This is a genomic window from Mesorhizobium sp. WSM4845, assembly GCF_055811455.1.
Genome location: NZ_JBVVQA010000043.1, coordinates 1 through 13,339, shown reverse-complemented (window position 1 = coordinate 13,339; position 13,339 = coordinate 1). Strand labels below are relative to the sequence as shown.

The window sequence follows — 13,339 nt, the reverse complement described above, 5'->3', positions numbered from 1 at the left end:
AACGCCTTCAATCCGGGCCTCGGGCGTCGCAGCCGCTTCGCCCCGCTCGAGCTCGGAAAGATACCGACCCAGTATGCGGCTTGGCCAAGGCGCGGAATGCCGCGCTTTCCCTTCTCCCCTTGTGGGAGAAGGTGGCCGCGAAGCGGCCGGATGAGGGGTGCTCCATCTTGGCACGGACGGCGCTCCGTCCAACACCCCTCTTCCGTCTTGGCGCTGCGCGCCAATCCACCTTCTCCCACAGGGGGAGAAGGCAAGACCGCGCCATACCGCCACGGCTGCAAACTCTCATCGCGGACATAAGCGATGATGGTGTCGCAGACGGCGTTCAAATCCCGCAGCACGTCGTCGTTCCAGAAGCGCAGCACACGAAAGCCCCTCGCCTTCAATTCGGCGTCTCGCTCCCGATCGTGGTTCGAATCGGCATGCTGGCTGCCGTCGATCTCAACGATCAGCCTGGCCTCGACGCAAACGAAATCGGCGATGAATTGCCGATGGGAGCCTGACGCCGGAATTTGATGCGATCGAGCCTGCGTCCGCGCAGTTCGTGCCACAGGCGGTCCTCCGCCTCTGTTGGCTCGCGCCGCATCGAGCGGGCGAAACGACGTTTGGTCGGAGCGACAGGCTGATGCGGCATCGGGCGAGATTATCCGGCCTTGGCGCTACGTCCAACATACCATCGTCATGCAAATCGCTGACTCCCATCACTGGTCAATGGGCGCTGGCCATCCACCAGAGTCGCCCTGATGCCGACGGGCTGGTCTGGACATCCAAACGGTGCGACCCCGACCATCGTTCCTGGTTTCGGCGACCGCGTCGCCGATGGCGATATCCAGGGGATCGAGAGCAGGAGCATTTGGTCCGATGCGAACGAGATGGCCGATCTTCGGGGTTTCGCCGAAAGGCGCCACATCGACCTCATCCTGTAGCAAAATGGCGGCGAATATGGCGCTCCGCGCATTGAACAATTGGATGGTCCTGGTCGTCATTGCCTGTTTCTCCTGCGTTACCAGCGCCATGGCACGCGCGTTCCCGTGCCCCGGCTCCTGGCCTGTCGCCAGAGCATTTCCGCGACCGTCAGATCCTGCAGTGCGAGCCCGGTCATATCGAAGACCGTGATGTCGGCGGCATCGCGCCTGAACGGCATTTTTCCGGTCAGAAGATCGCCGATTTCGGTCGCCCGGCAGCCGGTGTCCCACTGGCCTTCGCCGACAGCGGCCGATTGCTCGCAGTCGTCGGCAAAGAGCCGTACCCGGCGAAGCAGGCCGTCGGGTAGTTCCCGCTTGCCTTGCGTATCGGCACCCACGGCGTTGATGTGCGTGCCGGGCCGCACTGCTTCTGGCGGAAACAGCGGCCCGCTGCCAGGGGTCGCGGTGATAATGATATCGCTCGAGCCGACAGCTTTGGCGGCTTGGTTCGAATGGGCCGGCGCGAAATCCTCGAATGCCGCCTCGAACGCCGCGTCGGGCCGGCCGTCCGCCGTCAGGTAATGGATGGTGTCCAGGCCGGGCATCTCACGCAATGCCAGGCGCAGCTGGATCCGGCCCTGGGTGCCGGTGCCGAAAATGCAGATCGACCGGCTTTCGGGGCGGGCCAGCAGGGTCAGGCCAATGGCGCCAGCCGCGCCTGTGCGCAAGGTGGTGATGGCGTTCCCGTCGATTATGCACAAGGGACGCCCGGTATGCGGGTCGAAAAGCACGATGGTCGCCTGATGCGGCTCCTTGCCGAGTTCGCGGTTGGCCGGCCAGAAGCCTGCTGCCTTGAAGCCCAGAAGATCGGCTTTCGGCACGTCGCCCGACTTGATGCCGAAAATGCCGCCGGTGTGCAGCTTCTCGCGCACAAGCGGAAAGACCCGGCCTTCGCGCGCACTGTGAAGCTCGAAGGAGCGCCGCACGGCATCGAGGACGGCATCCGGCTCCAACAGCGGTGCGACCTGATCGCCCGCAAGCAGCACCAACTGCGACTCGTCTGCGGTGACGGACATGACATCTCCCCGGCTTTCCCTCATTCTAGCCAGCGGTTCTCGGGGGAAGACAGCGGTGTTGGCTAACGAGCGGCATTTCCTACGGTTTGTCGCCCGCCATTCGGGCGAATGCTGCGCCGACCTTCCCATCGAATGCGATCGCCGGTTCGCGCAAACACGTATCCTCGCAGACAAGCAAGCCCACCATCGGCCAGCCCACCACCGGCAAGCGTAGAAGGCGACCCGCAATGCCCCTCAATATCCCGACATTCGACGATGTTCTGACCGCCGCGGCGCGCCTCGCCGGATTGGCCCACCGGACGCCGGTGCTGACCTCGCGCACCTTCAACGAGCTGACAGGCGCCGAGGTGTTCTTCAAGTGCGAGAACTTCCAGCGTGGCGGCGCGTTCAAGTTCCGCGGCGCCATGAACGCGCTTCTGGCCTTGGATATTTCGGTGCGGGCGCGCGGGGTGGTGGCCTATTCTTCGGGCAATCATGCGCAGGCGCTGGCCTATGCGGCCGCGATCAAGGGCGTGAAGGCAGCGATCATCATGCCCAGGGATGCGCCCGAGCTGAAGGTGCGTGCCACCCGCGGCTATGGCGCCGAAGTGATATTCTACGACCGCTACAGCGAGAACCGCGAAGAGATTGGCGGCAGGATCGCCGCCGAGCGGGGAGCCGCTCTCATTCCACCCTACGACCACCCCGATGTGATTGCCGGGCAAGGCACGGCGACACTTGAACTTATCCAGGAGGCCGGCTCGCTCGATGCCCTTTATGTCTGCCTTGGCGGTGGCGGCCTGCTCGCCGGCGCCGCACTGGCGGCGGCGGAATGCGCGCCCGCCTGCCGGGTCGTCGGGGTTGAACCGGAGGCCGGCAATGATGGTCAGCAATCGCTCGCGCGGGGTGAGGTCGTCACCATCGAAGTGCCGAAATCCATCGCCGATGGCGCGGTCGTCACCCATCTGGGCGCGCATAATTTTCCTGTCATCCGCGACAAGGTTGCCGCTATCACCACGGTCAGCGACGACGCGCTCATCGAAATGATGCATTTTTTCGCCGAGCGCATGAAAATCGTGGTCGAACCCACCGGTTGCCTTGCAGCGGCGGCGGTTCGCAGTGAATCGCAAAGCCTGCGCGGCCAGCGCATCGGTGTCATCGTCAGTGGCGGCAATGTGGATCTCACGCGCTTCGCCAGCTTGATCATGGCGGCCGCAGACAAAGCACCTCGAGAGCAGGCCATGGCGCGCCCCGGGCCGGAGACCTTTCGCTAAGACACGCTCGGCACTGCTGGTACGCTGCGACCCCGTGCTGGTCGCCAGCGCACGGCAATGCTCTTCATTGGCTGTAATGCAGCGTTCTGTGAACACGCCTATTGCGCGCGTTCATGATACGCATGGACTGCAGGATTTTGAGCGTGATCTCAAATCGCATCCAGCCGCAACGACACCAGCTTGATGGAGCGCTTGTAGATGTTGCTGGCGGCCGGAGTCGGCGGAATGCCGTCGAGATAGTCGAAGGCGATTTCGAGTGTATCGGCCTTGCCGAGAGCCGCCGGTGGAACGACGAACGAGACCGTTCGTGGTTCTTTGGCAGACAGCGTCTCCGCATGCACCCGAACACCGTTCACCGAGATCACCACCCTTTGCGTGATCTGCGGTGGACGAATGACGGCGGCCATTTGCAGGGTGGCCATCAGGCTGTCGCGGAGCGGCGGTATCTTCACGCGAAGCCGCGAGGTCTCGCCTAGCGAATGGGTGCCGTCGCCTGCCGACCCCGACCAGCCGCAGACCTTTATGCTGGCTGCCCGTTTGGCGCCGTCGCTCCGGAACGACACCGTCTGGCCAAGTGTGTAGCTGCCGGTCGCATCGCGGTTGAGGCAGGTCGTCGTCCGATCGATGTAGTAGGCGCGATAGTCGGCGTTGACGTCCGGATTGAGAGCAAGCGCAAGGATGACGATCTCGGCCCCGGCCAGAACCGCCGCGAGCGCATAGCCGCCGAGCCAGGCGGCGCGCCGATACCGGGCCGGATCGTCAGACCAGGGCAAGGTAGCCTCCGATCCACGCCACAGTCGTGAAATAACAGGCGCCAAGGAAGAGAACCAAAGCCGCCAACCACATCAGCTTCGGCGCCGACAACAGGATGGCGAGCAGAATTGTCAGGGGCGCAAGCCCAATCACATATCTGACCATCGAGGCCAGGTTGGTTATCAGCGGCAGGACGATGCAGAGCGCGCAGAACAGTGCCGCGCCATATTGCCTGCGTACCGCCAGGACGGCCGACAGCGCCAGTCCGGTGATCGCGGAGAGCGCGCTCCATTGCGGCGCCGTGGGCAGCCATCCGGTGGTCGGAACAGCTGAGAGCCCGTCCCACAGGAAGACCAGCGGATTGCCCGCCACCCGTCCGAACGCGCGCTGGATGTGCAAGAATGCAAAGCCGTCTCCGACGGTGAGGTACAGGAACAGGATGTAAGCGAACAAACCGGCAGGCGAGATGAGGACAGCGACCAGCAGATCCGGTCGGCCAAGTACCCAGCGCGGGAAAGACGGCGCCGATCCGCCCTGCTCGCGGTGCTCCCTGAACATCTGAATGACGGTCGCAAATACGACGAAGACCCCGACCAGCCTGGTCGCCGACAGCAGCGCGGATGAAACGCCCGCGGCGAGATAGCTGGAGCGCTTGAGCGCCAGAAAAACGCAGGAGGTCAGCAGCACGAAAAGCGGTTCGCTGAGGAAGGTCGTGAAGTGGAAGGAGAACGGGCCGCTGAGCAGAAACGCGCAATACAGCACATAGGCGCGCATGTTGTTCTCGAGCAGCGGCCACGCCACCAGACAGGCGGCGTAGCTGCACGCAATCGAGGTGACCGTCGCGATCAGTATCGTAGGGTATGGGAAAACAAACCGGATCGCCGCCACCAGCATCGGATAGAGCGGGAAGAAGCTCCAGCGACCGACATTGCTGTGGTTTGGAATGGGAAAACGCTCATAGCCCTGTTCGCTGATGCCAATGTACCAGGCGCAATCCCACCGGCACAGCGCACGGGCATAAGCCGCGAAACCTGTTTCCTCCGACACCGAAGCAAAAGCCGCATAGCGGATGGCCAGTCCACCGATCACGAACAGCAACGGCACCGCCGCGACGGTCATGACCATGGCGCGAGCACCAGCGCTCGGACGCGCGACATCTTCGAGCGCCAACTCTGCCTCCACCCATTCGAGTGGCTAGCGCCACTCTCCCCTCTAAATTAGCGCCGCCGGGGCAAATTCAAGACATCCCTGTCGTCGGCGGCATCATCTTCGTCCACGGATCACGAGTCTCTCAGCCAGACCAGCATCTCGCCGGGATCGCGGTTGTCCCAGGCAAAATACGGCACGGCGGTGATTTTTGCTTCTTCAACCGCCGGCGGTTCGGTGCGATAGAGGCCGTTGTCCCAGTCTTCAAACGCCTCTTTCTTGGCAACAGCCGAAAGCGTCACGACGCCGCCCAAAAGGTTCGGCTGCTGATGCGCCTCGATCTCGTCTGTCGGCGGCAAGGCGATGCGGTGCAGCTGGCCGGCATTGTCGGTCTCCTCGACGCAATAGATCAGCGGGCCGCGGGCAAGCGCGACGCGGCCGATATCCTGCCGCACCTGCGGGTTGGCATAGAGCCGGTCGATGGCCATTTCGAGGTCGAGCTCGACCTGGTCGCCCTTGCGCCATTCGCGCCGGATCGCGGCATAGCCGTCGCTGGTGACCGCCTGCAGATCGACCGCCTCCCCGTTCACCTTGAGCGCCGCCTTGCGGCACCAGGCCGGCAGGCGCAGGTGCAAGGTAAATGTCATCGGCGCCTCGGGCTCGATCGTGATCGAGACCGCGCCGTCCCATGGATAGTTGCTGGTCTGGCGCAGCTCCATTTGCGTTCCTGCAATATCGAAACGAGCCGTGCTGTTTCCATAGAGATGGACGGCAAGGGCATCGCCGGACAGGCCGTAGAAATAACTGCCGATCGAGGCGACCATGCGGCCGATATTGGGTGGGCAGCACGGGCAGCGATGCCATTTCCAGCGGTTGTGCTTGCCCCGGCTTTCCAGCGGATTTTCATAGAAGAACAGCGAGCCGTCGAGCGACAGGCCCGAAATCGAGCCGTTGTAGAGCGCCCGCTCCATCATGTCGGCGTAACGCGCATTGGGGCCCATGCCGAGCATGCGGCTCGCCCAGAACACCAATCCGACCGAAGCGCAGGTCTCGGCATAAGCGGTTTCGTTGGGCAGGTCGTAGTCTGATGTAAAGCCCTCATTGTGCGACGACGGTCCAAGGCCGCCGGTGATGTAGAGGTTCTTGGTGGTGAGGTCGTCCCACAGCCGGTCGAGCGCCGCGCGCAGCGTGTCGTCGCCATATTCGGTCGCGATATCGGCCATCCCGGAATAGAGATACATCGCCCTCACCGCATGGCCGACGACCTTGTCCTGCTCGCGCACCGGCTTGTGCGACTGGCTGTATTCGTAGGTCTTGAAATGATAGGCTTTTGGGTCGGCGCCGCGGGCACGCGCCTCCTCGTCGAAATAATGCGGCTCAAGGCCGCGCTGGTCGATGAAGTATTTTGCCAGGTCCATGTACTTCTGCTCGCCGGTAACCCGCGCGAGCTTGACCAGCGCCAGTTCGATCTCCTCATGGCCGCAATAGCCTTTCCTCTTGCCGGGCTCGGAGCCGAAGGTCTCGGCGATATGGTCGGCATAGCGGCACATGATGTCGAGCAGCTTGCGTTTTCCCGTCGCCTGGAAGTAGGCGACCGCGCCCTCGATCAGATGGCCGGCGCAATAGAGCTCGTGGCAATCGCGCAGATTGGTCCAGCGCAGGCCGGGCTGGATGCGCTGGTACCAGCTCGACAGATAACCGTCGGGCTGCTGCAGCTTGGCGTACATGTCGATGACGGCGTCGATCTTTTTCTCCAGCGCGTCGTTGCGGCGGCGATACAGCGAGTAGGCGGCGGTCTCGATGGTCTTGCCCCAGTCGGAGTCCCAGAACATCTGGGTGGTGACGGTCGAGCCGGTGAATTCGTTGCCGGCGGTGGCGGCCTCGTCCGGCGAAGGTGAGTGGAACGGAATGACGACGCCGGGCGATGGCCGGTCCGGATCGATCTGCTCGAGCATGCGCGCCTCGACGCAGCGATCATAGAGGATGCCGGCGGTCGTGGTGGCGACGGCATCGGCACGGTCGCCCCAGAAGCCGCGCACATCGACCTGCGGCACCGGCAGCGGGCGGAAGGCGCGTTTTGGCTTGTCCGACTTGCCGGTTTGGTCCAGCTCGGCAGCCGGCTTGGCGGATTGCGATGCGGTCATCAATTTACTCCGGTTCGGTTCGAATGGTCACTTCACGGCCCCTGCCATGAGGCCGCGGATGTAGAAGCGCTGCAGCAGCAGGAACAGCACCAGGCATGGCACCATCATCACGGTGACCCCGGCCTGCACCGCGCCCCAGTCGATGGCGCCGAAGCGGCCCGACTGCAGCGCCGTCATCATGATCGGCAGCGTGAATTTGGACTGGTCGGTCATCAGCACCAGCGCCGCCAGAAACTCGTTCCAGGCGCCGAGGAACGCGAACAGCGCGATGGTGACGATGCCCGGCCAGACCAGCGGCAGCATCACCCGCAGCAGCATGGTGACATTGTTGGCGCCGTCCATGCGGGCCGCCTCCTCGATCTCGCGCGGCACCGCGTCGAAAGCGTTGCGCATCATGAAGATCGAGAACGGCAGCTGCAGCGTGACATAGACGCAAACCAGCCCGGTCAGCGTGTTGTGCAGGCCGATCTTGGTCAGCACCAGGAAGATCGGCGTCAGGATCGACTGGAACGGGATCATGATCGTCGACAGGATGAGGACGAAGAGCAGGTTCTTCAGCGGAAAGCGGAAGCGCGAGAAACCGTAGCCGGCCAGCACGCTGACGATCACCGACAGCACCACCGTCATGACCGAGACATAGATGCTGTTTTGCGCCGGCAGCCAGAGGCCATCGCCAAAGGTGTTGAGCGTCGCATAATTCTCGACCGAAAAACCCGTCGTCGGCCAGGGCGGCAGCGGCGGCTGGCGCGATTCCTGTGCCGGCTTGAAGGCCGAAAGCACGGTCCAGACGATCGGCGCCAGGAACAGCAGCGAGGCGACGATGCCCGTCGCGTGCTCGGCGATCTGCATGCCGATGCGGCGTTTGCGGCTCCTTGCCTGCGCCATCAGTCAACGCCCTCCGGTTGGCGCAGCAGCCGCAGCTGGATCAGGCTGAGCGCGACCAGTATGACCAGCAGGACCATCGACAGGGCGGCGCCGTAGCCGAGCTTGAACGACACGAACGACTGGTTGAAAATCCAGTAGACGGCGGTCAGCGTCTGGTTGCGCGGTCCGCCGCGCAGGATGATGTAGAACTGGTCGAAGGCGAGCACCGAGCCGGCAACCGACAGGATCAGCGCCAGCGCCAGCGTGCGGCGCATCAGCGGCAGGGTGATGGCGCGAAACCGCGCCAGCGGCCCTGCCCCGTCGATCATCGCCGCCTCCTGCAGATCCGGCGGGATCGATTGCAGGCCGGTCAACAGGATGATCATGGTAAAACCCGCCACCTTCCAGACGACCATGGCGATGATCGACCAGAACGCCGGCTGGAACGTCGCCAGCAGGTTGACCTTCCTTTCGGTCAGGCCGAGCTCGAAGGCGGCCGGGCTGAACAGGCCGGAATCGACATTGAGCAGCCACGACCACAGCAGGCTGGCCGAGGCGAAACCGATGACCGCCGGCATGAAGAACGACGTCCGATAGAAGCCGGTCAGCGGCCGCGGCCTTTCGATGAACAGTGCCAGCGGAAAGGCGACGACGAAGATCGCGATGGTGACGATCACCGTGTAGTAGCCGGTGAATTTGAGCGCGTTCCAGAACCTGGTATCGCGCAGGATCGCCCAGTAATTGTCGAGGCCAATGAACGAGTGCGCGCCCATCAGCGGCCAGTTGTGCAGCGACATCCACGCCGTCATGCCAAGCGGAATGATGAAGAAGACGACGACCAGCGCGACGGCCGGCGCGACATAGAGCAGGCCGACCCACTGCCGGCGGCCGGCGCCGACCAGTTTGCGGCGGGTGGGTGCGGAGGTTGCTGCGATGGAGGTCATGGCTCGCCGCTCACTGGGTTCAGGGCAACGGCAAAAAACCCCCTCACCCGGATTGCCAACCGAATTGCAAAGGGCAATTCGGGGCAATCCGACCTCTCCCCGAGTGGAGAGGAGGTCGCCAGCGTTGACGCCAGCCTCTTCTCCCCAGCGGGGAGAAGGTGGCCGCGAAGCGGCCGGATGAGGGGGTCTTGTCTCAATGCGATAGCCTTGCTGTTAGCGCTGCGTCCCCCTCCCCCTCGAGGGGAGGGTCCGGCCGAAGGCCGGGGGTGGGGTCGCCTGTGCAGCGCGCCGACGCAAAGAGAACGTCGAGCACTGCCGCGACGACCCCACCCGGACCTGTGGTCCGACCTCCCCTCAAGGGGGAGGTAAGCCGGCGCTTACTGCTGCGGTGCCGAATCGATGATCGACTGCATGGTTTCCTGCGCATTGGCGATGGCGCCATTGACGTCTTCGCCGAAGAAGACCTCGTTGACCATCTGGTTCCACGGACCGTTGGCGGAGTTGATCAGGTCGTTGAACACCACCGAATAGGGCGTGCGGCCCTTGGCCATGGCCTCGGCGGCGATCTTGTAGCGCGGGTCAAGGTCTTTCAGCGCCTCGTTGGCGATGTCGCCGCGCACCGGCAGGCTGCCGTATTTCGCCAGGATGGTCTGGCCCTCGAGCGAATAGGCGAAGTCGAGGAACTCCTTCACGACAGCGATTTTCGTGGTGCCCTTGGTGACGACGAAATTGTCGCCGCCGGCAAAGGACGACCAGCCGCCATCCTTGCCCGGCAGGAAGGTGACGCCGTAGTCGATGTCTGGGTATTGCGTGTTCAGCGCGCCGATGGCGAAGGCGCCGGACGGCGAGATGCCGATATTGCCGGCGGCAAACGCCGCAAAGAAGTTGGAGCCGGTATCGGTCTGCGCGCCTGCCGGCACCAGGTCCTTCTTGACCATCGACCGATAAAGATCGATGGCGCCGCGCAGCTGCGGGCTGTCGAGCGTCGCCTTCGAGCCGTCCTCGGTGAGGATGTCGCCGCCCGAGGCCCAGATCAGCGGCGTGAAGGTGAAGATGTTGCAGCCGCCGCAATTGCCGGAGAAATAGAAGCCTTTGATATCGCCGCCGAGCGCGTTGACCTTTTCGGCATAGGCCTCGATCTCGGCCCAGTTGGTCGGCCCCTTTTCAGGGTCGAGGCCGGCCTGCTTGAACAGTTTCTTGTTCCAGATCAGCACCGAGCTATCGGCGGAGAAAGGCAGCCCGTAGATGCGGTCCCTGTAGGTGCCGGTCTTGACGTGCGCCGGCGACAGGCTGTTGAAATAAGGCAGCGATTTCGCCCAGTCGGTGATGTCTTCGAGCTGGCCGGCGGCGGCGAAGGACGGCGTGTAGATCAGGTCGAGCGACAGCGCATCGGGCGCTGTGCCGCCGGCGGCGGCAGCGCCGTATTTCGGGATGATCTCGGCATTGGGGATGATGTCCAGCTTGATCTGGTTTTCATGTCCCTTGTTGAAGGCATCGACGATGCGCGGCATGAAGTTTGAGCCGTCGGCGCGAACCCAGATGTTCGCGGTCTCGGCGGCGGCGGCCGGAAAGCTCAGGATGCTCGCGGCAATAGCGAGCCCGGCAATCATAGTTCTCATGGTTCTCCTCCTGATGGTTCTGCTTAGGCCGTGCTCCCCGCACGGCGTCTTAATCTCAGCCGTCCGGTGGACGGCCGCATGACTGACGCACCACCAGCCGGCACGGCAGTTTTCGGATGCCCGGCTCGGCGGGTTCGCCGCCGACGAGCGAAAGCAAGGTGAGGCCGGCCTCGCGCCCGAGTGCCGCCAGGTTCATGTCGACGGAGGTCAGCGGCGGGCGGGTTGCCTCGGCGACGATCTGCCAGTTGTCGAAACCGATGACGCCGACATCGCCCGGCACGCCAAGCCCGCGCTCGCGCAGCGCGTCGATGACGCCGCGCGCGATCTGGTCGTTGCCGCAAAACACGGCATCGGGCTTTTCGGTCCCGCGCTTTGACAGCCTGCCGCCGAAAAGCGTCTTCACCGCCTCGTGACCCCACGCTTCCGACCACGATCCGAGCAATGGTTCCATGACCGGCAAGCCCTTCTCGGTCAGCACGTCACGATAGGCCTGTGCCCGCGCGTGCACCACCGCAAAACTCTCCGGCCCGCTGACATGGGCGATGCGGCGCCGGCCAAGCCGCCAAAAATGCTCGACCGCCAAGCGCGCGCCGCCGGCATCATCAGAGACAAAGGCGATGGCACCGGGATCGGGCTGGGTGAAGGCGTAAATCACGGGAACGCCGAGATTGGACAGATCGACCGGCAGGTGGCGATCGATGCGCTTGCCAGTTGCGATGATGCCGTCGACGCGCTTGTCGAGCATGGCATCGACATGCAACTGGCCGAGGCGCTGGTCGTCCTCGACATTGCACAAAAACACCGAGACGCCCTTGTCGACCAGCGCATCCGAAATGCCCGTCATGACCGGCAGCGAAAAGCGGCCATAGGTATCGTTGGTCAACAGCCCGACGGTAAACGAACGCCGGCGCAACAGGCTCTGCGCCAGGCTGTTCGGGCGAAAGCCGAGCCGCTGCGCCGTCTCGCGAATGCGCTCGCGGGTCTCGGCCGTCATCCGCCCCTGCCCGTTCAGCGCTTTTGAGGCCGTCGCAACGCTGACGCCGGCAAGGGAAGCCACCTCACGCAGGGTGACGGGGGTTTTAGTGGAGACTGGCGAGGCGTCGGAAACCATGGTACGCGGCTAATTCCTTAGTTGGGAAAAGGTTTTCTCTTGTTGGCCTGCGAGGCGCTGATTGGTGAGGTCAGCGGATTCGAGGCAACTTGGGAAAAGGTTTTCTCAGAGGGAGATTAGGGGAAGGATTCGGGGATGGCAAGGGGGGATGACAAGCAGGCGACGCGGTTGTTCGTAAATGACTGCCTTGCGCCATAACCTGTCATTCGCGGCGCTTCTCCAAACCTGCCCTTCGCGCAATGGCTCGAGCCGACCCCTTGCCGTCATTCGCGACAGTGCAATGAATGACTTGATTGAGCCCCGTCTCGGTCTTTCCGGGATGGGTCGCACTTTGCGGTCTTCAGGACAGATTTATTCCAGATGCTCCACGAAGGCCGCCAACTGGTCGATCGTTGTGCCCCAACCCTCCTGAAAGCCCATTTCTTCGTGCTTGCGGCTGTCGGCGGCGTTCTTGTGCATCACGCGGGCTGAATAGTGGGTGCCGTTACCTTCGGCTGCAAATGTGATGATCGCTGTCAGTGCCAGCCAGGGTTCTGTCGGCCGCCAGCCCTCGCCGAGAGTCGTCGTCCACACCAGACGCTGCTCAGGAACAATGTCGAGGAAACAGGCTTCGACATGGGGCTTGAAGTCTCCGTTGCCCTCGCGCATCCGCGTCTCGAAGCCACCTCCAGGGCGCAGATCCAACTTGACGACCTTGCACTCGATTGGATGGGGTATCCACCACCTCGCCAGATGTTCGGGCTTGCTCCACGCCTTCCAGACCTTGCTCGGCGCGGCATTGATGAGGCGCGAGATGGATAGCTCATTGTTAACGGCAGTCATTCGTCATCGTCCTCTGTCATTTGGTTTTCCACATAGGTGACAAGCCGATCGGCGCCTGCCTGCCAGAGTGCACGTTGCTCAGAAAGCCATGTCTCTGCTTCCGACAAGTGCTTGGGCCGTATCCGGCAAGTTCGAACACGGCCGCTCTTTTCGGTCGCTATCAACCCGCTTTCCTCAAGCACGCGTAGATGCTTCAGGAATGCAGGGAGACCCATGTCGAAGGGTTCAGCGAGTTCCTTGACCGGGGCCGGCCCCTTCATCAAACGACTGATCACCGCCCTTCTGGTCGAGTCCGCGAGCGCGTGAAATGCAGTGTCCAAAGAGAAGCTACAGTTTTCCATGTGGTGAACTATAGCATTCAGTTCACCACTTGGCAAACAATAAGGCTGTCGGTGACAACGGGCCCGGGGCGCGCTCCGACTCGCTCTGACGTTTCATCGTCAATATCCATTCTGTACGCATCCCGGCCATTCCGTGAGTTCGCGCGGAGCGTCGACTCACCACCCAGGCCGGCCCTTGCCGAGCCTCATCAGGCAATCTGAAGTCGGAACGCACCAACCGCCCACGTGCGCCATAACCTGTCATTCGCGGCGCTTCTCCAAACCTGCCCTTCGCGCAATGGCTCGAACCGACCCGTTGACGACCTTGGGCGTTGCAGACTTGAACCTCCAAATCGAGGTCGGGAACCTGACCTTCAGCGCA

12 protein-coding genes and 1 pseudogene are annotated in these 13,339 nt (G+C 63.1%); 1 reads left to right on the top strand and 12 read right to left on the bottom strand.

Features of this window, described 5'->3' with window-relative positions; genetic code table 11:
* Positions 1-266: 266 nt before the first annotated feature.
* The 3 genes and pseudogenes from AC0L2C_RS30995 to AC0L2C_RS30985 form a co-directional block, all read right to left on the bottom strand.
* Positions 267-634 (bottom strand): annotated as a pseudogene (locus AC0L2C_RS30995) (endonuclease domain-containing protein); the annotation flags it as partial.
* Between the two features lie 67 nt (positions 635-701).
* Positions 702-1,016, bottom strand: coding sequence for a hypothetical protein (locus AC0L2C_RS30990; RefSeq protein ID WP_473525201.1), 315 nt, complete (start codon positions 1,014-1,016; stop codon positions 702-704).
* Positions 1,004-1,981 carry an ornithine cyclodeaminase family protein gene (locus tag AC0L2C_RS30985; RefSeq protein WP_473525200.1) on the bottom strand — a complete coding sequence of 326 codons (978 nt, stop codon included), beginning with the start codon at positions 1,979-1,981 and terminating at the stop codon, positions 1,004-1,006. Before AC0L2C_RS30985 ends, AC0L2C_RS30990 begins: the two co-directional genes overlap by 13 nt.
* A gap of 227 nt (positions 1,982-2,208) precedes the next feature.
* On the opposite strand from AC0L2C_RS30985, the gene AC0L2C_RS30980 reads away from it, so the two are divergent.
* Positions 2,209-3,234: a threo-3-hydroxy-L-aspartate ammonia-lyase gene (locus AC0L2C_RS30980; protein WP_473525199.1), complete on the top strand. Its 1,026-nt coding sequence runs from the start codon at positions 2,209-2,211 to the stop codon at positions 3,232-3,234.
* A gap of 149 nt (positions 3,235-3,383) precedes the next feature.
* On the opposite strand, the gene AC0L2C_RS30975 is transcribed toward AC0L2C_RS30980, so the two are convergent.
* From AC0L2C_RS30975 to AC0L2C_RS30935, 9 genes are all read right to left on the bottom strand, one after another.
* Positions 3,384-4,007 (bottom strand): hypothetical protein, encoded by a 624-nt coding sequence (locus AC0L2C_RS30975; protein WP_473525198.1) that lies wholly within the window; start codon positions 4,005-4,007, stop codon positions 3,384-3,386.
* The gene (locus AC0L2C_RS30970) at positions 3,994-5,157 is read right to left on the bottom strand and encodes a hypothetical protein (protein WP_473525197.1); all 1,164 of its coding nucleotides are present in this window, start codon (positions 5,155-5,157) and stop codon (positions 3,994-3,996) included. Before AC0L2C_RS30970 ends, AC0L2C_RS30975 begins: the two co-directional genes overlap by 14 nt.
* A gap of 110 nt (positions 5,158-5,267) precedes the next feature.
* On the bottom strand, positions 5,268-7,277 hold the full coding sequence (locus AC0L2C_RS30965) for a glycoside hydrolase family 127 protein (RefSeq protein ID WP_473525196.1): 2,010 nt from the start codon (positions 7,275-7,277) through the stop codon (positions 5,268-5,270).
* Between the two features lie 27 nt (positions 7,278-7,304).
* Entirely contained in the window at positions 7,305-8,162 is an 858-nt protein-coding gene (locus AC0L2C_RS30960) for a carbohydrate ABC transporter permease (RefSeq protein WP_027153854.1), read from the bottom strand.
* On the bottom strand, positions 8,162-9,085 hold the full coding sequence (locus tag AC0L2C_RS30955) for a carbohydrate ABC transporter permease (RefSeq protein ID WP_473525195.1): 924 nt from the start codon (positions 9,083-9,085) through the stop codon (positions 8,162-8,164). Before AC0L2C_RS30955 ends, AC0L2C_RS30960 begins: the two co-directional genes overlap by 1 nt.
* A 377-nt stretch (positions 9,086-9,462) precedes the next feature.
* Positions 9,463-10,704, bottom strand: coding sequence for an ABC transporter substrate-binding protein (locus AC0L2C_RS30950; RefSeq protein WP_473525194.1), 1,242 nt, complete (start codon positions 10,702-10,704; stop codon positions 9,463-9,465).
* Positions 10,705-10,759: 55 nt separating this feature from the next.
* A complete protein-coding gene (locus AC0L2C_RS30945) occupies positions 10,760-11,815 on the bottom strand; it encodes a LacI family DNA-binding transcriptional regulator (RefSeq protein WP_473525193.1) in 1,056 nt (351 codons plus the stop codon).
* 351 nt (positions 11,816-12,166) lie between these two features.
* On the bottom strand, positions 12,167-12,637 hold the full coding sequence (locus AC0L2C_RS30940) for an SRPBCC family protein (protein ID WP_473525192.1): 471 nt from the start codon (positions 12,635-12,637) through the stop codon (positions 12,167-12,169).
* Positions 12,634-12,978: an ArsR/SmtB family transcription factor gene (locus AC0L2C_RS30935; RefSeq protein ID WP_287222772.1), complete on the bottom strand. Its 345-nt coding sequence runs from the start codon at positions 12,976-12,978 to the stop codon at positions 12,634-12,636. The genes AC0L2C_RS30940 and AC0L2C_RS30935 overlap by 4 nt, the downstream gene beginning before the upstream one ends.
* Between the last annotated feature and the right edge of the window lie 361 nt (positions 12,979-13,339).

Bases quoted from the DNA above. Each gene is read 5' to 3' on its own strand.
- AC0L2C_RS30965 (WP_473525196.1), bottom strand. From the start codon at position 7,277: ATGACCGCATCGCAATCCGCCAAGCCGGCTGCCGAGCTGGACCAAACC.
- AC0L2C_RS30990 (WP_473525201.1), bottom strand. From the start codon at position 1,016: ATGGCGCTGGTAACGCAGGAGAAACAGGCAATGACGACCAGGACCATC.
- AC0L2C_RS30985 (WP_473525200.1), bottom strand. From the start codon at position 1,981: ATGTCCGTCACCGCAGACGAGTCGCAGTTGGTGCTGCTTGCGGGCGAT.
- AC0L2C_RS30950 (WP_473525194.1), bottom strand. From the start codon at position 10,704: ATGAGAACTATGATTGCCGGGCTCGCTATTGCCGCGAGCATCCTGAGC.
- AC0L2C_RS30960 (WP_027153854.1), bottom strand. From the start codon at position 8,162: ATGGCGCAGGCAAGGAGCCGCAAACGCCGCATCGGCATGCAGATCGCC.
- AC0L2C_RS30940 (WP_473525192.1), bottom strand. From the start codon at position 12,637: ATGACTGCCGTTAACAATGAGCTATCCATCTCGCGCCTCATCAATGCC.
- AC0L2C_RS30980 (WP_473525199.1), top strand. From the start codon at position 2,209: ATGCCCCTCAATATCCCGACATTCGACGATGTTCTGACCGCCGCGGCG.
- AC0L2C_RS30935 (WP_287222772.1), bottom strand. From the start codon at position 12,978: ATGGAAAACTGTAGCTTCTCTTTGGACACTGCATTTCACGCGCTCGCG.
- AC0L2C_RS30955 (WP_473525195.1), bottom strand. From the start codon at position 9,085: ATGACCTCCATCGCAGCAACCTCCGCACCCACCCGCCGCAAACTGGTC.
- AC0L2C_RS30945 (WP_473525193.1), bottom strand. From the start codon at position 11,815: ATGGTTTCCGACGCCTCGCCAGTCTCCACTAAAACCCCCGTCACCCTG.